This window comes from Clostridium sp. UBA1056 (assembly GCA_002316385.1).
Taxonomy (GTDB): domain Bacteria; phylum Bacillota; class Clostridia; order Clostridiales; family Clostridiaceae; genus Clostridium_J.
This window is the reverse complement of record DCDL01000024.1, coordinates 303,267-327,086: the sequence shown is the minus strand read 5'-3', so window position 1 is coordinate 327,086 and position 23,820 is coordinate 303,267. Positions and strand designations below refer to the sequence as shown.

Genomic DNA, 23,820 nt, shown 5'->3' with positions numbered 1-23,820 from the left:
GAATATAACATGTGGAGTTATCGGTTTATTATTTAATTGCATTGATTTTTTTATTAATAAAAATTATAATTCATTTTATTAGTGGTATGAAGGGATGTTTAGAATGGAAGAGAGATTGCAAAAATATATGGCTAGGTGTGGTGTTGCTTCTAGAAGAAAATGTGAAGAAATAATATTGTCTAGTAGAGTTAAGGTTGATGGTACTATAGTAAATGAATTAGGAATGAAAATTAATGCTGACATTAATGAGATTAGACTAGATAATATAGTAATAGTACCAGAGGAAAAAAAGACATATGTAGCTCTTAATAAGCCAGTAGGATATATATCCGCTGTAAAGGATGATAGAGGAAGGAAAACCTTATTAGATATTGTTAAAGTAGAGGAGAGGATATATCCTATTGGAAGGTTAGATTATGATACTTCTGGACTAATTTTTTTAACTAATGATGGCGATGTATACAATAATATAATGCATCCAAGGGTTTCTATAGATAAAACATATGTAGCTACTGTAGAAGGAATAATAAGTGCTAATGAAATAAAGCTTTTTGAAAATGGAATTGATATTGGAGATTATATAACGGCACCAGGAAAGTGCAAATTATTAAAAGCTCATCAGGCAAGTTGTGATGTAGCTATAACAATTCATGAAGGGAAAAATAGGCAAATAAGAAGGATGTGTGAAGCTATAGGACATCCAGTTATAAAATTAAAAAGAATTTCTATAGGAAAAATAAAATTAGATAAAGAATTAAAAGAAGGTCAATGGAGATATCTAACTGAAAACGAAATAGAGTATTTAAAGAGTGGGGGAGTTAAAAATGTTTAGATATCTAGGTGAGATAACAGATTTGTCTCATTATATAATTAAAAACTTTGTAATAGATAAAAATATAGCTATTGATGAAACTCTTGGAAATGGTGGAGATTGTGATTTTCTAAGTGAGAACTTTAAAAAAGTTTATGCCTTTGATATTCAATCACAGGCTATAGAGCAATATAAGAAAAGATGTAAAGACAATGTAACTCTTATTTGTGATTCCCATGCAAATGTAGAAGAATACATAAATGAAGAAATAGATGTAGCCATATATAATTTAGGATTTCTTCCAGGTGGAGATAAGTCTATAACTACTAAAGCTGTGTCTACATTAAAGAGTATTGAAGGTACTTTAAAAATACTAAAAAGTGGAGGATTTGCCATAATAGCAGTTTATGTTGGTCATAATGAAGGCGCTCATGAGAGTGAAGAAGTATTAAAATATGCAAGTTCTCTGCCTAAAGATAAGTTTGGAGTCATGCTTCATAAAGTGATAAATAGGAGTGAGAAAGCACCATATTTACTAGTAGTCGAAAAGAAATAATACCTTAGAAGTTAGGAACTTACAATGTTTAATATAGATTTATAAATCTTATTATAAGTTTATAAATATCTCTTATATGGAAAAAACTTCATAAAAATCATATTCATCAAAGTTTTAGGTTGAAGGATAATCTATCCTATGTTAATATGAAGTATATAATTCATTTTACTGAAAAATGAATTATATACTTTATAATCTTTTAAAAGGAGCTATGTTATGGAAAAGAATGGGACTGATTTAATGAGAATGATACAAACTAAATTTTCAAGGCTAAGCAAAGGACAAAAACTTATAGCTGAATATATTTTAAAGCACTATGATAAAGCTGCATTTATGACTGCTGCAAAACTTGGAGCAAGTGTTGGCGTTAGCGAATCAACTGTGGTTAGATTTGCTAATCAGCTAGGTTACGAAGGATATCCTGAACTTCAAAAAGCATTACAAGAGCTTATAAAGAATAAACTTACAACAGCTCAAAGAATAGAATTATCTAATGATTTCATTATTCCTAATAATGCGTTAAAGGGAGTTTTAAAATCAGATATAGAAAACATTAGATCAACTATGGAAAAAATAAATTACGAAGCCTTTGAGAGTACAGTGAATAGCATATTAAACTCTAAAAAGATATATATTGTAGGATTAAGAAGTTCCGCTGCACTAGCAGACTTTTTAGGCTTTTATTTAAATTTAATATTAGATAATGTGAAAATTGTGTCTTATGGAATGAGTGATATTTTTGAGCAAATGTTAACTTTAGGAGAAGGGGATTGTGTTATAGGTATAGGATTCCCACGTTATGCTATGAGAACTGTTGAAACTCTTAACTATGCAAAGTCAAGGGGAGCTGATGTAATTGCAATTACAGATAGTGTACTATCTCCTCTGGCTACAAAAGCTGATTATGTGCTGATTGCTGAAAGTAATATGGCTTCTTTCGTCGATTCACTAGTAGCACCATTAAGTGTCATTAACGCTCTTATTATAGCAGTAGGATTAAGGGAGAAGGATAAAATATCTAAAACCTTTACGGACCTTGAACAAGTATGGCAAGAATATCAGATTTATTCTTACAAAACAAGTAAAGATATTAATAAATTTTAATTTTATACTTAAAATGTCTAAATTTTTATAAAATTATGTTGATTTATGATTAAAAGTATTCTATTATGTAAATAAAGGTATGTAATCGTTTTTAAAAACTGCAATAAATCTGTTAAAATGTTTTTGAAAAGAAGGAAAAAAAGCGTTTGCATAGAATATATATTACATGTAAAGATTTACTTAAGTATGCTATCATACAGCAAAGTAAATTATATAAATAATTTTGTTTAAATTTTAGGAGGTATTGATACTATGGACACTAAAGCTTATATTGAGCAAGTATTAGAAAACGTGAAAAAAAGAAACAGCGCTGAACCAGAATTTATCCAAGCTGTTGAAGAGGTTTTGAACTCTATAGGACCTGTACTTAATAACCATCCAGAATATGTAGAGTCTAACATACTAGAAAGATTATGTGAGCCTGAAAGACAAATAATGTTTAAAGTATCTTGGAAAGATGATAATGGTAAAACTCATGTAAATAGAGGATATAGAGTTCAGTTTAATGGAGCTATAGGACCTTATAAAGGTGGGTTAAGATTCCATCCATCTGTTTACTTAGGAATTATCAAATTCCTAGGATTTGAACAAATTCTTAAAAATGCATTAACTGGACTTCCAATAGGTGGGGGTAAAGGTGGCTCAGACTTCGACCCAAGAGGTAGATCTGATGCTGAAATTATGAGATTCTGTCAATCATATATGACTGAATTACAAAGACATATTGGACCAGATATAGACGTTCCAGCTGGAGATATCGGTGTAGGTGCAAGAGAAATAGGATACTTATACGGTCAATATAGAAGAATTAGAGGAGCTTTCGAAAATGGAGTCTTAACTGGAAAAGGTTTAACTTATGGTGGAAGCTTAATGAGACCGGAAGCAACAGGATTTGGTGTTGCTTACTTCTGTGAAGAAATTCTTAAACATGAAGGAACTGATTTCAAAGGAAAAACAGTTGCAGTTTCTGGTTTCGGTAACGTTGCTTGGGGGGCATGCCAAAAGATTGCTGATTTAGGTGGTAAAGTTGTTACTTTATCTGGACCAGATGGTTACATCTATGATAAGGATGGAATAACTACTCCAGAGAAAATTAACTACTTAGTGGAAATGAGAAATTCAGGAAGAGATAAAGTTCAAGATTATGCTGATAAATTTGGATGTGAATTCTTCCCAGGACAAAAACCATGGGGTGTTAAAGTTGATATCATAATGCCTTGTGCAACTCAAAATGATATTCATATAGAACATGCAAAACAAATTGTTGCGAACGGAGTTAAATTCGTATGTGAAGCTGCAAATATGCCATGTACAAATGAAGCTGTTGATTACTTCCTAGCTAACGGATTAATAGTTGGACCTGCTAAAGCTGCTAATGCTGGTGGAGTTGCTACTTCTGCATTAGAAATGGCACAAAATAGTATGAGAATATCTTGGACAGCTGAAGAAGTTGACCAAAAACTTCATCAAATAATGGTAACAATCCATAAAAATGCTATGGATGCAGCTGAACAATGTGGATTTGGCTATAACTTAGTTGCTGGTGCTAATATTGCTGGATTTATGAAAGTTGCTGAAGCAATGTATGCTCAAGGAGATTTTTAATATTAAATTATAATAGTTTTAATATTAAAAGGAGGGAATTTTTAAATTCTCTCCTTTTTCATGTGATATGAAGATATATTTCAATAACATTAATCATGTTTTACTAGAGTAAATAGAAATTTGCTTCTTACATAATACTTAATTTTATAATATTCGATTTTTAATGGTGCTAGGATAGATAAGATACAATATTAATGATATAAAATTTGATTTAACAGAATAAATTCATTGAATAATAAAGAAATTTATATTAAATTATAATATAGGTGTATATTTAGAATAGAAGAGGTGGTGATTTTTTGACACAGGTAGTGGTTGTAGGCGGAGGTCCAGGTGGTATGATGGCTGCAATAGCGGCAAGCAAAAACAATAGGGTTATTCTAATAGAAAAGAATAATAAACTTGGGAAGAAGTTGTTTATTACTGGAAAAGGTAGATGTAATGTAACTAACGGTAAGGATATTAGTGAATTCTTTGATTACATTCCAACCAATCCTCATTTTCTTTATAGTGCTCTTTATACATTTACTAATGAGGATACTATGAAGTTTTTTAAAGAAAGAGGAGTCGAACTTAAGGTAGAAAGAGGAGATAGGGTATTTCCTAAATCAGATAAATCTTCAGATATTATTAAAGCTTTTGAAAAAGCTTTAATAGAAAATAATATTGAAATTAAACTTGGAGTTGCGGTAAAAGACTTAATAGTCAAAAATCACAAGATTACTTCAGTAATACTTGATAATGGTGAATTTATAGAATGCGACAATGTAATTTTAGCTACTGGAGGGGCATCATATCCTCAAACGGGATCTAATGGTGATGGATTTAAAATTTGCAAAAGGATTGGACATAGTATAATACCTATAAAGCCATCTTTAGTTCCTATAGAAATTGGTGAAGAGTGGGTAAAAGAAATCCAAGGACTATCACTGAGAAATATACAGCTTACAGTATTAAATTATAACAATAAAATAATTTTTAAAGAGCAAGGTGAAATGCAATTTACTCACTTCGGAATTTCTGGACCATTATGTCTTAGTGCAAGTAGTTTAATAAAGCCTGGAGAAAAATATAAAATTGTAATAAATCTTAAACCTGCACTTAGCGAAAAAGAGCTAGATTTAAGAATACAAAAGGATTTTTTAAAGTATAATAATAAGGACTTTAAAAATGCTTTAAATGATTTATTTCCACAAAAATTAATTCCTATCATGATTAATTTAAGTAAAATACCAGAAAATCAGAAGGTAAATAGTATTACAAAAGAACAACGTAGGTATTTTGTAAATCTTATTTCAAATCTCACAATGAATGTAAGAGGCTTAAGATCTGTAGAAGAGGCAATAGTAACATCTGGAGGTATTGATACAAAGGAAATTGATCCTTCCACAATGCAATCTAAATTGATTTCTAATTTAAGTTTTGCAGGAGAAATAATAGATGTAGATGCATATACTGGTGGATACAATGTTCAGATTGCTATTTCTACAGGATTTATAGCAGGAAGTAAGATATAAATATATATGTAAGTTATTATTTATAAATAGAGAATTATAAAAGAGTTATTAAAACTATGTATTAATAATAACAATGCAATTGAGGAGTGATACTATGAAAATATCAATAGCTATTGATGGACCTGCTGGAGCAGGAAAAAGTACTATAGCAAAATTAATAGGTGAAAAATATAATTTAATGTATATAAATACTGGATCTATGTATAGAGCAGTCACTTTGTTTGCAATGCAAAGAGGAATAGAGCCTACCCAAGTAAAAGAATTATGTGAACTTATAGATACTTTAAATATGTATTTTAAAAATGAAAATTTATTTGTTAATGATGTAGATATCACTGACCAGTTAACAAGTATTCAAGTTACTAATAATGTGTCTAGATATGCATCCATATTAGAAGTTAGACAAAAGCTAGTTCAAATGCAACAGAAGATAGCCGAAAATTATGATGTAGTCATGGATGGTAGAGATATAGGCACAGTAGTACTTAAAGACGCAAGTTTAAAAATATTTTTAACAGCTAGAGCAGAGGAAAGAGCTAAACGTAGATATGATGAACTTATAGCCAAGAATGTAAAAGTAGATTATAATAATATATTAGAGGATATAAAAAAAAGAGACTATATTGATTCAAATAGGAAAATTGATCCTCTAAGAAAAGCTGAAGATGCTATAGAAATTGATTCTTCTACTATGGACATAAATGAAGTAGTAGAGGCTATATCTAGATACATATCATCGATGCATGTGAAAAAATAGTGATATATAATTTAACGTAAATTGTTTTATAATAAACAGAATTGAAGGTGATAATCACATGGCAGAAGTAATTCTTGCGAGCAAAGCAGGTTTTTGCTTTGGAGTAAAGCGAGCAGTTGAAGAAACTATAAAATTGAGAGAAAAATATAATAGACCAATATATACATTGGGACCATTAATACACAATAACGATGTAGTAAAAAGCTTAGAGGAAAAGGGAATACATTCTATAACCCTTGAAGAAGCATATAATCTTAAAGAAAATGATGTTGTAGTAATAAGATCTCATGGAGTTGGTAAAAATGTATTTGACTATTTAAGGAATAATAATGTTATAATAGAGAATGGGACCTGTCCATATGTGAGAAATATACAACAAAAGGTTGAGGAGTATTACAACAAAAGATATAATATAATTATTGTTGGAGATTATAAGCACCCAGAGGTAATAGGTATCAATGGATGGTGTAATAATTCAGCGATTATATCTAAGGATGGAGAAAACATAAATGCAATTAAAGGTAAGGTGTGCGTAGTCTCCCAAACCACAGAAAAACAAAGTAATTGGGAAAAGGTTTTGAATAAGGTAATATTATTAGCCAAAGAAATAGTTGCTTTTAATACTATCTGCAATGCCACAGAAGAGAGACAAGAATCAGCCCATAAGCTTTCAAAGGATGTTGATTTGATGATAGTTTTAGGTGGATATAATAGCTCTAATACTACAAAACTTTATGAAATTTGCAAAAATAATTGTAAAAATACTTATCATGTAGAAAAAGTAGATTCTTCACTTTTCGATATGATAGGGAATGAAAATATAAATAAAATTGGAATTACTGCTGGAGCATCAACTCCAGAGTATGTAATTGAGGAGGCTATTAGTAAAATGAAAAAACAAAACGATGTAAGTCAAGAGGATATGGACCTTTATGATAAATATTTTAAGGATACCAGCAACATATCTGTAGGTAGCATTTTAGAAGGTGAAGTATTTAAGGTAAATGAAAAAGAAGCATATTTAACTATAGGCGCAAAAACTGAGGCTATAATTACAGCAGAAGAATACTCAAGAGATAATGAAGCTCCTTTAAATGAACAGATTAAAGTAGGAGATATTATTAAAGCAAAGGTAATAAATAGAAAAAATTCTGATGGACTAGTTGTATTATCAAGAACTGAAGTTTTAAGAGCAGAACAACAACAATTACTAAAAGCTGCTTTTGATAATGGAGAAGTAATAAACGTTCAAGTTAAACAAGAAGTAAAAGGTGGACTTGTGGCTTTATTTAAAGGTGAAAGAGTATTCATACCGGCATCTCATATAGAACTAAGTAGAGTTAATGATCTATCTAAATATGTAGGTCAAAATTTTGATATAAAACTTATTGAATACACTAAAGAAAGAAATAGAGTTAAAGTTGTTGGTTCAAGAAGAGAGCTTTTAGAGAAAGATAACGAAGCTAAAAAAGCAACTACATGGGCTTCTTTAGAAAAGGGCATGGTAATTGAAGGTGAAGTTAAGAGATTAACTGCTTTTGGTGCTTTTGTAGAAATTAACGGTATAGATGGATTGCTTCATAGCTCTGAAATGTCTTGGAATAAAGTTAATAATCCATCAAAATTATTTAAAGTTGGTGAAATTATTAAAGTTGGCATTTTAGAAGTTGATAAAGAAAATAACAAATTAGCTTTAAGTGTTAAGATGTTAAGTGAAAATCCATGGAATAATATTAGTGAAAAATATCCAATTGGAAATATCGTAGCAGGAAAAGTAGTAAGATTTGCACCATTTGGAGCATTTGTTGAATTAGAAGAAGGTATAGATGGTTTAGTACACATATCTCAAATTTCCAATGAGAGAGTTGAAAAAGTTGAAAATGTTTTAAAAATTGGAGAAACAGTAAAAGCGGTTATAACTCAAGTAGATTCTGAAGGAAAGAAAATTGGTCTTAGTATTAAAGATGTAGAAGCATAATATATTATTAAAAGGTACACTAAGTGTACCTTTTATTTTTATAAATTAAAATAAATATCCTAAAAATGGTTATATTATTTGAATTTGGATTATAATATATATAGATTCAAGATAAGAGGTAGATGAATTTATGTATAGACTAGAAACATTAAATAGTTCAAATTTAAATTTTATAAATGAATTTAACATTACTAATGAGTATAAAGAGGAGCTTATAGATATATGTACAAATAAAAACATATTTAAAAAGCTTCTGTTTGGGAAAAATATAAAGTATATAAAATCAGAACAAAAATATATAGGTTTTCTATGGTATAGTAAACTTCACCATCAAGTGTATAAGATACATTGCATAAAACTTATTCCAGAATATAGTACATTTGAATACTATAAAGAATTATTTAAGTTCTTTAATAGTTGTAATTCAATTATTATTAGTGATAATAATAATTTAAATACAAATTTATTGATTAATTTAGGCTTTAATGTTGAAAAAACTATTATTGAAATGGAGAGAGAAATAAATCGTTATGAGGATGATGATATTAATAAGGATATTTCTTTTACAACTTTTGAGGATGGAAAGGATGAGAAGTATAGGTGTTTAATTCAGAATAAAGTATTTAATTCAGCAAATAGGCAAGCTATAAATGAAGATGACATTCTATATGAAAAATATCAAAACTATTATATTCCTGAGGGATGTATTTTCATAAAATATAAAGGTATGCATGTAGGTTATGGACAACTAATAAAAAAAGATTTAAGAATTTATATAGCCAACTTTGGAATTTTACCAGAGTATAGGGGGAGGGGCTATGGAAAGAAATTACTTAAATTTATAATAAATCTAGCATATGGACTTGGTAATAGCAAAATATATCTTAAGTGTGATAAAAAAAACATAGAAGCTGTGAATTTATATATATGTGAAGGCTTTAAAGCTCTTGATACTTATTATGAATATAAAAAAGATAACATGAATTTATTTGAATAATATAATTCTATAATTATAAAAAAGTATAAGATAAATTTTAATAACTTTTCTACAGTAGGTTTATTTAAAAATCATAAATTGCATAAAGAAACATTAATAAATTTTATTTATTAGTTCTAATAAAAAAGAAATTAAATCATAAAACTTAATTTCTTTTTTTATTAATTACTATTTTTCAATTTTCATATATTCATCTAAAGCTTTTTCTAATATATCCATTGCATCAGCTAAAGCTTCAGTATTTAAGCAATAAGATAATCTTATTTCATCCATACCAAGGCCTTCTGTTGCATAGAAACCTTCTGCAGGAGCAACCATAACAGTTTTGTTATTATAGTTATAATTTGTAAGTAACCATTTTGCAAAATCTTCACCACTTTTTATTGGAAGTTTTGCTACTATATAAAATGCTCCAGTAGGTTTTTCGCAGATAACACCTGGCATTTTAGAAAGCTTTTCAAACATTATGTCTCTTCTAGCTTCATATTCTTTTTTTACGTTAATGAAATACTCTTTAGGCGTATTGATTAAATTTGCTGCTGCTAATTGCTCAATAGTTGGAACACATAGTCTTACTTGGCACATTTTCATGATTTGACTTATAAGTTCTTTATTCTTAGAAGCTACAATACCAATTCTTGCACCACATGCACTATAGCGCTTAGATATACTATCAATTAAAATCACTCTATCCGCAATATCTTTCATATAAAGAGCTGAAGTATATTTTAATCCATCATAAACAAATTCTCTATATACTTCATCGGCTATAAAGAATAAATTATTTTCCTTACATATATCAGCAAGCATTCTTATTTCATCTTCAGTATAAACAACGCCTGTTGGATTTCCAGGGTTAGAAATCATTATAGCCTTTGTTCTAGATGTTATTTTAGAAGTTATAACTTCTTTTGCAGGAAGATGGAATCCATCTTCAGCTTTAGTTATAAAAGGTACTACTTTTACACCTACACCTTGCGCAAATCCTGCATAGTTTGTGTAGAACGGTTCTGGTATAATTACCTCATCATCTACATCGCAAATTGCTGTTAAAGCTAAAGAAATAGCTTCAGAACCACCATTAGTAATAAGAATTTCATCAGAGAGAAAATCTATATTCCATTCTTTGTAATATTTTATAAAACTATCGATTGCTTCATCTATCCCTTGAGATTGGGCATATTTAAGGACATCATCTTTATAGTTGTTAACTCCCTCCATGAATTCCTTTGGAGTTTCAATATCAGGTTGACCAATATTAAGGTGATATATTTTTATTCCTTTACGTGTAGCTTCAGCTCCATATGGTGCTAGTTTTCTGATTGGGGAATACCCCATAGCCAGTATTCTTTTTGAAAATTCCATTTTAACTCCTCCTAAAATAGTATAAATATTTAAATTTATTGATTTTAATGACTATTTTAATTTATATATAATTTATTATAACTATTTTGTATAATATTTATAAAGCACTTTACCTAATCTTTTAATTCCTTCTACAATTTTATCCTCTGGCATGTTAGAATAGTTTAATCTAAAAAAATTTTTCTTACCACCATTAGGGAAGAAAGAAGCATCAGGTACATAAGCTACATTTTCTTTAAGAGCATCTTCCATAATAATAGTAGAGTCTAAATCTTCTCTGAGTTCAATCCAAGTAAATAATCCGCCTAAAGGATAAGTGCATTTCACATATTATGGAAAACATTCTTCAATGCTACCAATCATTAAATCACGTCTAACTCTATACACTTCAATTCGGTAGAAGCATATTGTAGAGCTACTTTACCTTCTTCCTTTATAACTTTTGATACTATTTCGTTTAGGTTATCTAAAGGAAATAGTTCAGGTGCTGGTAGTCCACCTGTAAAAGAAATAATTTCTGGCTTTTCAGTCAATTTCAAAAATTACCTTATTTCAGACACTTTTAAATTTGAAGTCCTATTTGCATAGCGTATATCTATATATCACCTCTCTAATTAAACTTTTTAAATTAGTTATACTACTTCATCTTACGTACTATGCTTTAATTATAACTTATTTACACTTTTTTTCAAGATATTTTCATGCAGTGTAAAGGCAATGAAACCAAATATAAAAAGTACTTGTTATTTACAAGAATAAGTAGTATAATATGTTGAAGAATAAAATATTTCTTTAAATCAGTCCAGAGAGGCTGGCAAGAAGGTACATATTATAGGATTATACTATATTTCTGTATATACAACTTCTTGCGCAAGTAAGAAGTTTTTTATTTATATACCTTTTAATCAGTACTGAGAGACTGAAAGGGGAGAAAGAAATTTCTCCTAATATTAAAAATATTAAGGAGGCCTATATGTCAGAAATAACATTTAAAAAAGAAGCAGAGAAAACTTTGGCAAAAAGAACTATTAAAGAGGAAGGTAAAAGAATGGTTCTTGCCATGCAGCACTTAATTGCCATGTTTGGAGCAACGGTTCTTGTGCCAGTGCTTACAGGACTCGATCCTTCAGTTTCGCTTATTGCTGCAGGATGTGGTACTTTGATATTTCACCTTTGTACAAAAGGAAAAGTTCCAGCATTTCTTGGATCATCCTTCGCCTTTATACCAGTGATAATAGCTGCTAGTGAACTAAATGGTGGAGACTTAGCATATGCTCAAGGCGGATTGCTAGTTGCAGGATTTATTTATGTAATAATTTCATTAATAGTTAAGAAGATTGGTGTATCTACTATAAAAAAATTTCTTCCAGCTCAAGTTGTAGGGCCTATGATAATAGTTATAGGATTAAATCTTGTACCTACAGCTATAGGAATGGCTAGCCAGAACTTTATTGTAGCAGGAATAACTTTAGCTATAGCCTTATCAATTAACTTCTTTGGAAGAGGATTTTCAAAACAATTAGCTATACTTATTGCAGTATCATCTGGTTACATACTTTCATTATTTATGGGCATGGTAGATACTAGCACAATATCTCAAGCAGCATTTTTATCAATACCTAACTTTACATTACCTAAATTTGATACGGCATCTATACTAATAATTGCACCAGTGGTACTAGCAGTATTAATGGAGCATGTTGGTGATATGATTACAAATGGACAGGTAGTTGGCAAAAACTTCATTGAAGATCCAGGACTTAATAGAACTTTATTAGGAGATGGACTTGCAACCATGTTCTCTGCATTCATTGGAGGACCAGCAAATACAACCTATGGAGAAAATACTGGAGTTTTAGCATTAACAAAAAATTATGACCCATCAATAATAAGAATTACTGCAGTATTTGCTATTATTCTAGGTTTTGTAGCTAAATTAGGAGGATTGCTTTTATCTATACCTAACGCTGTTATGGGTGGAATTAGTATTATGTTATTTGGAATGATTGCTTTAATAGGTGTTAAAACTATTAAAAATGGAGATGTAACCTTTGATTGGAAAAACATATTAGTTATAGCTGCTATAGTAATCATTGGCCTTGGTACTACTAATTTAGAAAAATATACTGGTATATCAATTGGAATTCCCATTGGTGCATCAGTTAAGATAACAGGTGTTAGTTTAGCAGCACTTGTAGGAGTCATACTAAATATGATCTTAAACTTTAAAAATGAAAAGAGTAAAAAAGAGAAAGAAAAAGTAGCTTAATTATATATTCATTAAAATACCATTTAATACATAAATATTGTATTAGATGGTATTTTTTTATACACGATGATATAATGTAATAAATAGAAATGAAGCCTTTTATAAAAGGAAATTCATTATCGCTTTCTATTATCATATGGTCTAGATGGATCTAATAAAGAGTTATTGAATAAAATATATGTACCTATTAGTATAGACTTAGGAGGTTAAAACTATAGAATATAGTTTCAGGCATAATGGTCTAAATATTACTGGTTGTAAATAATGGTAAATTAACTCATAAAAAGCTTAAATAGAAATCTTTCAACATTTTATTTTATAAAATTTGGAATATATTCATTATATTCATAATATTTTAATAATACAAGATATTATATTACTTATTAAAAAGTTAATTTAAGCATGATAAGTAATATTACATTTTATTAATTTATAAATAGAAGGAAGTTTAAGGGGGAAAATGATGGTAAATCGAAAAGAACTAAAAAGTAAATCGAAGGAACAATTAAGAGGTCAGTGGAAAATACCAGTACTTATAACCTTGATAATAAGTATAATACAGATAATATCAAGCTATACCATGGAAATTTTTGTTGATAAGTTACCAATATACATCTTATTACTTATCTTAAATTTACTTATTACATTAAGTATAGGAATTATGGTTAATTCTTTTTATTTAAAAATTTCTAGAGATAAGAAGGTTGGATTCTCTGATATATTTATTTCTTGGAAGACTTTTGGAAAAGGGATAGGAATAGAAGTGTTACTAGGGTTAATAATTATACCTATAGTAATAATTATTGCAATAATTATTGGAGTTGTATGGGGCTTATATATGAGCACTGCAATAATTAATTCTTTAACACCATCCTATGGGATTATGATTGGGATTACGATTCTACTTACATTAATTTTGTGTATACCTTTAATAATATTAGGGTTATATTTCTTTCCTGCAGTAATTTTAGTATGCGAAGATAATAATAGAGGAATTATTCAATGCATAAAGGAAAGCTTAAAATTAATGAAAGGTAACTTGTGGAATCTATTTGTATTGCAACTTAGCTTTATAGGCTGGGCAATTTTATGTATAATACCTACTATATTTATTGCTATACTTACAGCATTTTCCTTAAATGAGGTTGCTGTGGTTATATTATCTAATATTGCTAGTATAGGCTTCTTGTGGTTAGTCCCATATATGAACACAACGCTTTTAAATTTCTTTAATGAAATATCTGGAGCCACTAATAATCCTATGTATAATGAAATAACTTCATTAAATTAGAGAATAAAGCTCTTAGACGCTTTACTTCTTATAAATTTCTATTCTTTAGAAAAGATAAAAACCCAGAGCAACACTCTGGGTTTTTAATATTTAATTCTAATTAAGATTAACAAAGTAATATGGAATTTAAAAATATTACCTTGAAATTAAGGATTATTTGGAAATACTATTGTTTGTTATGAATAAAGGTGATAGATTTATAATATGTTACAATAAAGATAAAATATATTAATTAACTCTTTATTCTATAAATACAAATAAATGATTAGGTGATGAAATGAAGATAGTGTGTTCAATAGGTCCTAATGTTAAGACATTAAGTGATCTAGACAAATTTGTAGATTCGGGAATGGATTCTATGAGATTAAATTTTTCTCATATAGAATATGAAAAAGCTAAGGAACAAATTCAGTATATGAAAGATAAACACCCTGATATTTCTATTATTCAAGACTTGCAAGGCAATAAACTTAGGGTGTCTAAACTATTTAATGGACTATTAAGAGTTAATGCTGGAGAAACAGTATATTTTTGTAGTGAAGAATTTTTTAAAGAAAATCTTAGACATAGCGGAAGACATACATTAATTCCAATTTCCTTTCAGGGAGAATTTTCATGGATTACTAAATGTAAAAAAATCTTAATGAAGGATGGAACCATGAAATTTAAAGTTATAGGAAAACTTAAAGATAAAGAGGCTTTGAAGGCTGAGGTTATTCTAGGTGGTATGGTTAGAGGTGAGAAGGGCTTAAATGCTCCAGGAATGGACAGAACCAGCATGACTTTAACTATGAAGGATAAGAATGATATTGAATTTGGACTTTTAAATGGTGTAAATACAATATGCCTTTCCTATGTTACAAGTGAATCAGATATTATAGAATTAAAGGAATATATAAATAAAGTAAAAAAGCATAATCCTCAGATTAATATGCCTAAAATCTGGGCTAAAATAGAGTGTAAAGAGGGAATTCTTAACTTTGATTCCATTTTAAAAGTAGTTGATGGAATTATGTTAGGTAGGGGAGACTTACTTTCAGAATTAGATATAATTGAGATTCCTTTTGTACAGGATGAGATAATAAGAAAGATGAAAGCAAAAAATAAGGAACTTATAATTGCAACCTATGTACTTGATTCTATGAGAAGCTCCTTTAGCCCTAGAATTTCAGAAGTAGATGATCTATATAATTTTATAAAGAATAAAGTCCATGGGATTATGCTCGCAGGAGAGGTTGGAGTAGGTAAAAATCCACTTCAAGTTATAAAATTTGCTAAAGAATTTATAGAAAGATATGATTCGCTATAAAAATCTTGGGTTACCCTGCTTTATAGTTAAAAACACTGTGAAGGTCACCAACAATATTCTATGTTTTATGAAGAATTTAGAGGGTAGATTAACTTAAATCACTATATAGGAAACTATTTAAAATGTTAAAATGTTAAAATGCTAAAAATATATAATTAAATATATTTATTTAAAGAAAGCTTTGTATAACTTTAATTAAATACTAAGAACAAATAGAAAAGCATATATGCTTATACTGTAAGTATAGCCATACATGCTTTTGCTAATTATATTACTTTCCTAGGTTAAAAACTTCTAGATCATTTATACTTAAATTACGTTTCATTACCGTTACCATAGCTTTCAGTGTGTCTAGAGAAGTCATTAATGAAACACCTGATTCTACAGCTGTTCTTCTAAGCTTAAAGCCATCACGTTGAGAGTCATTTCCTTTGGTTGGGGTATTAACTATCATGTTTATAGATTTATTTCTAATAGAATCTACTATGTCAGGTTTTCCTTCACCAATTTTATTAACTATTTCTACATCTATATCTTCACCTTTAAGCATTTTAGCAGTTCCTTCTGTAGCTATCATCTTACAACCAAGTAAATCCATTTCCTTAGCTAACACTAAGAATTCATCTTTATCACTATTATTTATAGTTGCAAGTAATTTATCTCCAGACTTTAGTATAGGTCTTTTAGCAGCTAAGAAGCCTTTCATCATAGCTTCATCAAAGGTATGTCCTACACCAAGAACTTCTCCAGTAGATCTCATCTCAGGTCCAAGGCTTACTTCAACTCTTGGAAGCTTTTCTGTAGAGAATATAGGTACTTTTACAGTAACAAAGTTAGGTTCAGGACATATTTGTTCTTCATATCCCATATCTTCAAGAGATTCCCCAAGCATAGCACGAGTAGCTAATTCAACTATAGATACATTAGTAACCTTACTTATATATGGAACTGTACGAGAAGCTCTAGGATTAACCTCTATAATATATATTTCTCCTTCAAACTCGATAAACTGAATGTTTATCATCCCAAGAACATTAAGTTCTAAAGCAATTTTCTTTGTATACTCAAAAATTGTTTTCTTAGATTTATCTGATATATTTTGAGAAGGGTAGATGCTTATGGAGTCTCCAGAATGTACACCAGCTTTTTCAAGATGTTCCATAATTCCTGGTATTAATATATTTTTACCATCACAGATGGCATCCACTTCAATTTCTCTACCAACTAAATATCTATCAATTAAAACAGGGTTTTTATGATCTCTTTTAAAGGAATTCTCTAAATACTTCTTAAGTTCTTTCTTCCTATAAGTGATTTCCATACCTTGTCCACCTAATACATAAGAAGGTCTGACAACAACAGGATATCCAAGCTTTTCAGCACCAGAAATTCCTTCCTCAAGATTCCATACAGCTATTCCTTTGGGTCTATTGATATTAAGCTCTTCAAGCATTGAATCAAATCTTTCTCTATCTTCAGCTCTATCTATTCCATCAGCATCTGTGCCTAAAATCTTAATTCCATTTTCTCTTAAGAACTTAGAAAGTTTAATGGCTGTTTGACCACCAAATTGAAGAATTATACCTTCAGGTTTTTCCTTATTGATTATGTTAAATACATCTTCTTCAGTTAATGGTTCAAAATAAAGCTTATCCGATATATCAAAATCTGTTGATACAGTCTCAGGGTTATTATTTACAATAATAGTTTCTATACCTTTTTTCTTAAGAGCTCTAACAGCATGAACAGAACAGTAATCAAACTCTATTCCTTGGCCTATCCTAATAGGACCGGACCCTATAACCATTACCTTTCTTCTATTAGATACTACTACTTCATCAAATTCCTCATAGGTTGAGTAGTAGTACGGTGATATGGCATCAAATTCTCCAGCGCAAGTGTCCACCATCTTATAGGTTGGCATAATATTGTAAAGTTTTCTAAGAGTATATAGTTCTACAGGATTAATATTCATTAAGTCTGCAATACCTTTGTCTGAAAAACCTTTTTTCTTTAAAAGTTTTAGATAGTCTTTATTTAAATCTTCTAATTTTGCTGTTTTTAAGAATTCTTCTTGTTCTACTATCCATTTAATTTTATTTATAAAGAAGGTATCTATTCCTGTAACTTCTGATAGCTTTTCTACTAAATATTTTCTTCTTAGCATTTCAGCTAAATCAAATATTCTTTCATCATCAGGAACCATTACACTACTTTTTAATTGAGCGAGAGTCTTTTCTTGAGATGGTTTATGGTCTAATACATATTTTCCTATTTCTAAGGATCTAATTCCTTTAAGAAAGGCTGCTTCAAAGTTAGAGCCAATGGCCATTATTTCTCCCGTTGCCATCATTTTAGTTCCTAAGGATTTGTTAGCATTTCTAAATTTATCAAAAGGCCATTTTGGTATTTTTACAACTACGTAATCAAGAGTAGGTTCAAAGGATGCCATTGTCTTACCAGTAACTGAGTTTACAATTTCATCTAGAGTATATCCAAGTCCAATTTTTGCAGCCACCTTTGCTATAGGATATCCTGTAGCCTTTGATGCAAGGGCAGAAGAACGAGAAACTCTAGGGTTTATCTCAATAACAGCATACTCAAAGCTATTCGGGTTTAAAGCAAACTGAACATTGCAGCCTCCAATAATTCCAACTTCATGAATAATTTTTAAAGCGGAAGTTCTAAGCATTTGATATTCCTTATCTGAAAGGGTTTGAGAAGGGGCCACAACTATAGAATCTCCTGTATGAACACCAACAGGGTCTATATTTTCCATATTGCATACAGTTATACAATTTCCTTCAGAGTCACGCATAACTTCATATTCAACTTCCTTCCACCCTTTAATACTTTTTTCTATAAGTACTTGATTCACAGGACTAAGATCAAGACCACTTTCTAATATAGTAATTAGCTCTTCTTCAGTATCTGCAATACCTCCACCAGTACCACCTAGAGTATAGGCTGGTCTTACGATTACAGGATATCCAATCTTTTTTGCAAACTTAATTCCGGCATCTACATGATTTACTATATCTGATTCAATAACAGGTTCATTGATTTTTTCCATTAGTGCTTTAAATAAATCTCTATCTTCGCCTTTTTTTATGGATTCTACAGAAGTGCCTATAATTTTAACTCCATACTTATCTAATATGCCTTTTTCTGAAAGCTCTATAGTTAGATTTAGACCTGTTTGTCCACCCATACCTGATAAAATACTATCTGGTTTTTCCTTTACTATAATTTTTTCTATAAACTCAGTAGTTAATGGCTCTATATAGATTTTATTGGCTACTTCCTTATCAGTCATTATAGTTGCAGGATTAGAGTTTATTAGTATAGTTTCTACTCCTTCTTCCATAAGTGCTCTACAAGCCTGGGTTCCAGAGTAGTCAAATTCAGCTGATTGTCCTATTACTATTGGACCAGATCCTATTATTAATACTTTTTTTATGTCATTTCTTTTACTCATTGATTATTCCTCCTACATGAAAGCTCACTGTCTTTCTTAATGTAATTTATTCTATTAAGCTTAAAAAGTTATCAAATATGACGTTATTTTCTTTAGGACCTGGAGATGCTTCAGGATGATATTGTACACTTGCTATTGGTAAATCTTTATGAATCATACCTTCTAAGGTACCATCGTTAACACTAAGGTGGGTAACCTTCATATCAACAGGAAGCTTTGAAACATAGTATCCATGATTTTGACTAGTTATATATACCTTATTTGATATAACATCTTTTACTGGGTGATTTGAACCTCTGTGGCCAAATTTAAGCTTACTAGTTTCTCCACCAAAGGCCCAAGCTAAAAGTTGATGTCCAAGACAAATTCCACAAGTAGGTTTTGCTATAGCTAATTTTTTAACTTCGTCTACAATATTACTTAATTTCATAGGGTCTCCAGGACCATTAGATAAAAATATTAAGTCTGGATTTATTGATAATATATCTTCGGCCTTTGAGGCAGCAGGAAACACAGTTAGTCTGCAACTTCTTTCTTTAAAGTTTCTTAGGATATTTGATTTAACTCCAAAATCTACAACAGCAACGTGAGGTCCTGTACCTGGTATCTCATATACTTCACTAGTGGAAACTTTATAGACAGCATTGTCATTTTGAAATTTTTCTAACTTATCCTTTATATCTTGTATAGATAAGTTTTTAGTTGTTACGTAACCCTTCATAGATCCATGATCTCTTAAAATTTTAGTAAGAGCTCTTGTATCAATACCTTCTAATCCAAAAATTTTATTTTCCATAAGATATCCGTCTAATTCCATTTCACATCTGAAGTTAGAAGGATTATTAGATTTTTCTCTTACAATAAATCCCTTAACTTTTGGTGAAGAAGATTCTAAATCTTCCAAGTTAATTCCATAATTTCCAATCAAGGGATAAGTCATAGTTACAATTTGACCATAATAAGATGGATCTGTAAGAGTTTCTTGATAGCCAGTCATAGATGTATTAAATACTACTTCTCCAACAGTGTCATCAATATATCCAAAGGCTTTACCTTTGAATTCCATTCCGTTTTCTAATATAAGTTTTGCTTCAATATTTTTCGTTTTCAAGAGAAACCCTCCAATCAAAATAAATTAGTGCATAACAAAAAGGACAACAAACGAAGCAAATTAAACATTGCTTAATTTATTATCCTATGGGTTTCTCTTTAAAATAATTATACTTCTAGCCATTATTACGTCTCCTTTCTTGGCCTCTCTGGACCAACTTAAAAGTAGATTTGTCTTTTTGATTTTATAAAAAATTTTTTAAAATGTCAATAATAAAATAAATTTATTAACATAAATATGATTCTAAAGAATTAATAAACATAAATATTAATGAATAAATCTAATAAAATTACTAACAATAATCTTGGGAGGTGATAATAAATGAGCAAAAATAATAACTTAAAAAATAACTGCAATAACTGTGAAAATAATAATAATTTAAAAAATAACAATAACAACAATTTAAAAAATAACAAACAAAATTCAAAAAATAATTGTGAAAACAACAACTTTAGATAGTAAATAGATTATTTATTTAAATATCTAAATACTTAGCCACTAAAAAATTATGAGGTGATTATAATGAATAATAATAACTGCCAAAACAATAATAACAATAATCTAAAAAATAATAACAACAATTGCCAAAACAATAATAACAATAACTTAAAAAATAAAAATAAGAATAACAATCTAGAAAATAAAAATTGTCAAAACAACGATTGCCAATAATAAAGTTAGGATGTATAGATTATACAATGTATCTCAATCATAACTAACTCTTAAGGGTATGAGGTGTTACTATGAATAAAGAAAATAATACATTAAAAAACCATGACAATAATAATTTTCATGATGTAAGTTCAAAGGCCCTTGGTAATTATACTAAAGGTGCTGTAGAAAATTTTGAGAAAAATATTGTTAGTGAAACAAATTATCTAGAGAAAGTAAATAAAAATTTAGATAAATAATATTTCTATAGAAGCTTAGGTAAGTTTAACTTTATCTAAGCTTCTTTTCATTAAATTTTATTAAACTCCATTGCAATTATATTTAAATTATATATTATATTAATTATTAGAGTTATTTAAGGAGTATATTATGAGTTGTTTGGGAAATATTATTTGGTTTGTGTTTGGAGGATTAATTACTAGTATGCAGTGGTTCTTAACAGGGTTACTATGGTGTATAACTATAGTTGGAATCCCCGTTGGAATGCAATGCTTTAAATTAGCTAAGTTACAATTTGCTCCCTTTGGCAAAGAAATTATCACAACCAATGACAGTAGTATGGGATTTTTATTAAATATTTTATGGTTGATATTTGGAGGTTTACCTCTTGCAATAACTAATTTGATTAGTGCATTACTACTTTCTATTACTATAATAGGCATACCTTTTGCAGCACAATCTTTAAAAATGGCCAAGTTATCTTTAGCACCTTTTGGTAAAGATGTAGTATAAAAATTAAATTAATATCAAATATTTCAACCTAATTTAGTGATATTGGAGGAATTATGAGAGATATATCAGAATTCAAAGGTAAAATTTTTAGACATTTTAAGGGTGACTTATATTTGTTTGAGGATTTTGTAATAAATTCAGAAACCCAAGAGAAGATGGTACTTTATAGAGCATTATATGGTGAATGTGGATTATTTGTAAGACCTTATGACATGTTTGTTGAAGAGGTACCAAATAATAAGATAAATCCAACAGGACAAAAGTATCGATTTGAAGAAATAACAGTAGAAAGTAAAAATATTCATAGTAAATAATAGTATAAAGGATAAATCTATGTTATAATGATATTTGTATGTTTTAATGAATAGTTCAAAAGGTTTTACCCAATGGGTAAGACTTTTTTAATGATAATTGGAGGTAACGTTATGATTAGTACTACAGGAGTTAGTTTAAGATACGGAGCACGTAAACTTTTTGAGGATGTTAATATTAAGTTCACAGAAGGAAATTGTTATGGATTAATAGGAGCAAATGGGGCAGGAAAGTCTACATTCCTAAAGATATTAGCAGGAGATATAGAGCCTAATACAGGAGAAGTTAGTATAACCCCAGGACAAAGATTAGCAGTTTTAAAACAAGATCACTTTGCTTATGATGAAGAAGAAGTATTAAAAACCGTAATAATGGGTCATACTAGATTAATTGAAATTATGAATGAAAAGGATTCTCTTTATGCTAAAGAAGATTTTAGTGATGAAGATGGGATAAGAGCTTCTGAGCTTGAAGGAGAATTTGCGGATCTTAATGGTTGGGAAGCTGAAAGTGAAGCGGCTACATTACTTCAGGGGCTTGGAATAACAGAAGATTTACATTGCAAGTTAATGAAGGATTTAGACGGTTCAGAGAAGGTTAAAGTTTTACTTGCACAAGCTTTATTTGGTCATCCAGATATTCTTTTACTTGACGAGCCTACTAACCACTTAGATATTAAATCTATAGCTTGGCTTGAAAACTTCCTAATGGATTTTGAGGGAACAGTTATTGTGGTATCCCACGATAGACACTTCTTAAATAAAGTATGTACCAATATGGCTGATGTAGACTTTGGGAAAATTCAAATGTATGTTGGTAACTATGACTTTTGGTATGAATCAAGTCAGCTAGCACTACAAATGTCTAAGGATCAAAACAAGAAAAAAGAAGAAAAGATAAAAGAACTTCAAAACTTTATAGCTCGTTTTAGTTCTAATGCATCAAAAGCTAAGCAAGCTACTAGTAGAAAGAAACAATTAGATAAATTAACCCTTGATGATATTAAGCCATCTTCAAGAAGATATCCTTTCGTTGGATTTAAGGCTGATAGAGAAGCTGGAAATGATTTATTGGTTGTCGAAAATCTATGTAAAACTATCGATGGAGTTAAGGTTCTTGATAATGTCAGCTTTATGATATATAAAAATGATAAAGTAGCATTTTTAGGTGATGGTATTGCTAAAACTACTTTATTCAAAATATTAATGGGAGAAATGGAGCCAGATAGTGGAAGCTTTAAATGGGGAATAACTACATCTCAATCGTATTTCCCATCTGATAACTCAGAGTTCTTTGATGATTGTGATTCAAACCTTGTGGACTGGTTAAGACAATTTTCAGAAGAAAAAGCAGAAAGCTTTATAAGAGGATTCTTAGGTAGAATGCTATTCTCAGGAGAGGAAGCATTAAAGCAAGCTTCTGTACTTTCTGGAGGAGAAAAAGTTCGTTGCATGCTATCAAAGATGATGTTAAGTGGAGCTAATGTGTTAATTTTAGATGAGCCAACAAACCACTTAGACCTAGAATCTATAACAGCAGTTAATAATGGATTAATCAATTTTGTTGGAACTATACTATTTACATCTCATGACCATCAGTTTATTAATACAGTTGCAAGCAGAATAATAGAAATTATTCCTGGCGGTGTAATTGATAAAAATATGACTTATGATGAGTATCTAGAATTAAAATAGAGCATAATATGTTAATAATTATAATAATGTTTAGTTAAACATCATTATGTATAAACTAACTACTTATTTGTATAAATTAATTTAGTTGACATTCTGACAATATTTATTTATAATACAAATAATATAAAATTTAATATGAAAATTCTATGAAAAGGATAGTACTTTCTTTGTTAATTCTTAAAGCGAGTGGAGGTTGGTGTGAGCTTCACAAGAATTGAAGAATCTTATCAAGTAATTGTAAAGAGATTTATTTATAATAAAT

20 protein-coding genes, 1 pseudogene and 1 other annotated feature (1 of these 22 cut by a window edge) are annotated in these 23,820 nt (G+C 29.5%); of the genes and pseudogenes, 16 read left to right on the top strand and 5 right to left on the bottom strand.

The window, feature by feature from the left end:
• The first annotated feature begins 103 nt into the window (after positions 1–103).
• The 8 genes from B3W71_RS08530 to B3W71_RS08495 all read left to right on the top strand — a co-directional run bounded on the left by B3W71_RS08530 (position 104) and on the right by B3W71_RS08495 (position 9,325).
• Positions 104–832 (top strand): pseudouridine synthase, encoded by a 729-nt coding sequence (locus B3W71_RS08530; protein WP_346888513.1) that lies wholly within the window; start codon positions 104–106, stop codon positions 830–832.
• Positions 825–1,367, top strand: coding sequence for a class I SAM-dependent methyltransferase (locus tag B3W71_RS08525; RefSeq protein ID WP_346888512.1), 543 nt, complete (start codon positions 825–827; stop codon positions 1,365–1,367). Before B3W71_RS08530 ends, B3W71_RS08525 begins: the two co-directional genes overlap by 8 nt.
• Before the next feature lie 216 nt (positions 1,368–1,583).
• Entirely contained in the window at positions 1,584–2,471 is an 888-nt protein-coding gene (locus B3W71_RS08520) for a MurR/RpiR family transcriptional regulator (RefSeq protein WP_346888511.1), read from the top strand.
• A 252-nt stretch (positions 2,472–2,723) separates the two neighbouring features.
• Complete coding sequence (gene gdhA / locus B3W71_RS08515) at positions 2,724–4,076, top strand: NADP-specific glutamate dehydrogenase (RefSeq protein WP_346888510.1); 1,353 nt, start codon at positions 2,724–2,726, stop codon at positions 4,074–4,076.
• Between the two features lie 299 nt (positions 4,077–4,375).
• Positions 4,376–5,593, top strand: coding sequence for an NAD(P)/FAD-dependent oxidoreductase (locus tag B3W71_RS08510; RefSeq protein ID WP_346888509.1), 1,218 nt, complete (start codon positions 4,376–4,378; stop codon positions 5,591–5,593).
• A gap of 94 nt (positions 5,594–5,687) precedes the next feature.
• The gene (gene cmk / locus B3W71_RS08505) at positions 5,688–6,350 is read left to right on the top strand and encodes a (d)CMP kinase (RefSeq protein ID WP_346888508.1); all 663 of its coding nucleotides are present in this window, start codon (positions 5,688–5,690) and stop codon (positions 6,348–6,350) included.
• A 58-nt stretch (positions 6,351–6,408) separates the two neighbouring features.
• Complete coding sequence (locus B3W71_RS08500) at positions 6,409–8,328, top strand: bifunctional 4-hydroxy-3-methylbut-2-enyl diphosphate reductase/30S ribosomal protein S1 (RefSeq protein ID WP_346888507.1); 1,920 nt, start codon at positions 6,409–6,411, stop codon at positions 8,326–8,328.
• Positions 8,329–8,458: 130 nt separating this feature from the next.
• A complete protein-coding gene (locus B3W71_RS08495; RefSeq protein ID WP_346888506.1) occupies positions 8,459–9,325 on the top strand; it encodes a GNAT family N-acetyltransferase in 867 nt (288 codons plus the stop codon).
• 168 nt (positions 9,326–9,493) lie between these two features.
• Here B3W71_RS08495 and B3W71_RS08490 read toward each other — a convergent pair whose 3' ends face one another.
• The 3 genes and pseudogenes from B3W71_RS08490 to B3W71_RS19275 form a co-directional block, all read right to left on the bottom strand.
• Positions 9,494–10,690, bottom strand: a complete 1,197-nt coding sequence (locus tag B3W71_RS08490; RefSeq protein WP_346888505.1) for a pyridoxal phosphate-dependent aminotransferase — start codon at positions 10,688–10,690, stop codon at positions 9,494–9,496.
• A gap of 81 nt (positions 10,691–10,771) precedes the next feature.
• Positions 10,772–11,080 (bottom strand): annotated as a pseudogene (locus B3W71_RS08485) (aminotransferase); the annotation flags it as partial.
• Positions 11,053–11,229, bottom strand: a complete 177-nt coding sequence (locus B3W71_RS19275) for a hypothetical protein (protein WP_414632005.1) — start codon at positions 11,227–11,229, stop codon at positions 11,053–11,055. The pseudogene B3W71_RS08485 and the gene B3W71_RS19275, both read right to left, overlap by 28 nt.
• Before the next feature lie 434 nt (positions 11,230–11,663).
• On the opposite strand from B3W71_RS19275, the gene B3W71_RS08480 reads away from it, so the two are divergent.
• The 3 genes from B3W71_RS08480 to B3W71_RS08470 all read left to right on the top strand — a co-directional run bounded on the left by B3W71_RS08480 (position 11,664) and on the right by B3W71_RS08470 (position 15,559).
• On the top strand, positions 11,664–12,959 hold the full coding sequence (locus tag B3W71_RS08480) for a uracil-xanthine permease family protein (protein WP_414632004.1): 1,296 nt from the start codon (positions 11,664–11,666) through the stop codon (positions 12,957–12,959).
• Between the two features lie 463 nt (positions 12,960–13,422).
• Positions 13,423–14,250, top strand: coding sequence for a DUF975 family protein (locus B3W71_RS08475; protein WP_346888504.1), 828 nt, complete (start codon positions 13,423–13,425; stop codon positions 14,248–14,250).
• A gap of 277 nt (positions 14,251–14,527) precedes the next feature.
• Positions 14,528–15,559 carry a pyruvate kinase gene (locus B3W71_RS08470; RefSeq protein ID WP_346888503.1) on the top strand — a complete coding sequence of 344 codons (1,032 nt, stop codon included), beginning with the start codon at positions 14,528–14,530 and terminating at the stop codon, positions 15,557–15,559.
• A 271-nt stretch (positions 15,560–15,830) separates the two neighbouring features.
• Here the strand turns inward: B3W71_RS08470 and carB are convergent, their stop codons facing one another.
• Positions 15,831–19,037 carry a carbamoyl-phosphate synthase large subunit gene (carB, locus tag B3W71_RS08465; RefSeq protein WP_346888502.1) on the bottom strand — a complete coding sequence of 1,069 codons (3,207 nt, stop codon included), beginning with the start codon at positions 19,035–19,037 and terminating at the stop codon, positions 15,831–15,833.
• A gap of 46 nt (positions 19,038–19,083) precedes the next feature.
• The gene (locus B3W71_RS08460; RefSeq protein WP_346888558.1) at positions 19,084–20,133 is read right to left on the bottom strand and encodes a carbamoyl phosphate synthase small subunit; all 1,050 of its coding nucleotides are present in this window, start codon (positions 20,131–20,133) and stop codon (positions 19,084–19,086) included.
• 336 nt (positions 20,134–20,469) lie between these two features.
• Here B3W71_RS08460 and B3W71_RS08455 point away from each other — a divergent pair, with 336 nt between their 5' ends.
• The 5 genes from B3W71_RS08455 (at position 20,470) to B3W71_RS08435 (ending at position 23,558) form a co-directional block, all read left to right on the top strand.
• Positions 20,470–20,607 (top strand): hypothetical protein, encoded by a 138-nt coding sequence (locus B3W71_RS08455; RefSeq protein ID WP_346888501.1) that lies wholly within the window; start codon positions 20,470–20,472, stop codon positions 20,605–20,607.
• A 284-nt stretch (positions 20,608–20,891) separates the two neighbouring features.
• Entirely contained in the window at positions 20,892–21,059 is a 168-nt protein-coding gene (locus B3W71_RS08450) for a hypothetical protein (RefSeq protein ID WP_346888500.1), read from the top strand.
• A gap of 130 nt (positions 21,060–21,189) precedes the next feature.
• The gene (locus B3W71_RS08445) at positions 21,190–21,552 is read left to right on the top strand and encodes a YccF domain-containing protein (protein WP_346888499.1); all 363 of its coding nucleotides are present in this window, start codon (positions 21,190–21,192) and stop codon (positions 21,550–21,552) included.
• Positions 21,553–21,605: 53 nt separating this feature from the next.
• Entirely contained in the window at positions 21,606–21,866 is a 261-nt protein-coding gene (locus B3W71_RS08440; RefSeq protein ID WP_414632003.1) for a DUF1653 domain-containing protein, read from the top strand.
• A gap of 111 nt (positions 21,867–21,977) precedes the next feature.
• Positions 21,978–23,558 (top strand): ABC-F family ATP-binding cassette domain-containing protein, encoded by a 1,581-nt coding sequence (locus B3W71_RS08435; protein ID WP_346888498.1) that lies wholly within the window; start codon positions 21,978–21,980, stop codon positions 23,556–23,558.
• A gap of 137 nt (positions 23,559–23,695) precedes the next feature.
• Positions 23,696–23,820, top strand: a binding site (T-box leader); it runs 132 nt beyond the window's last position.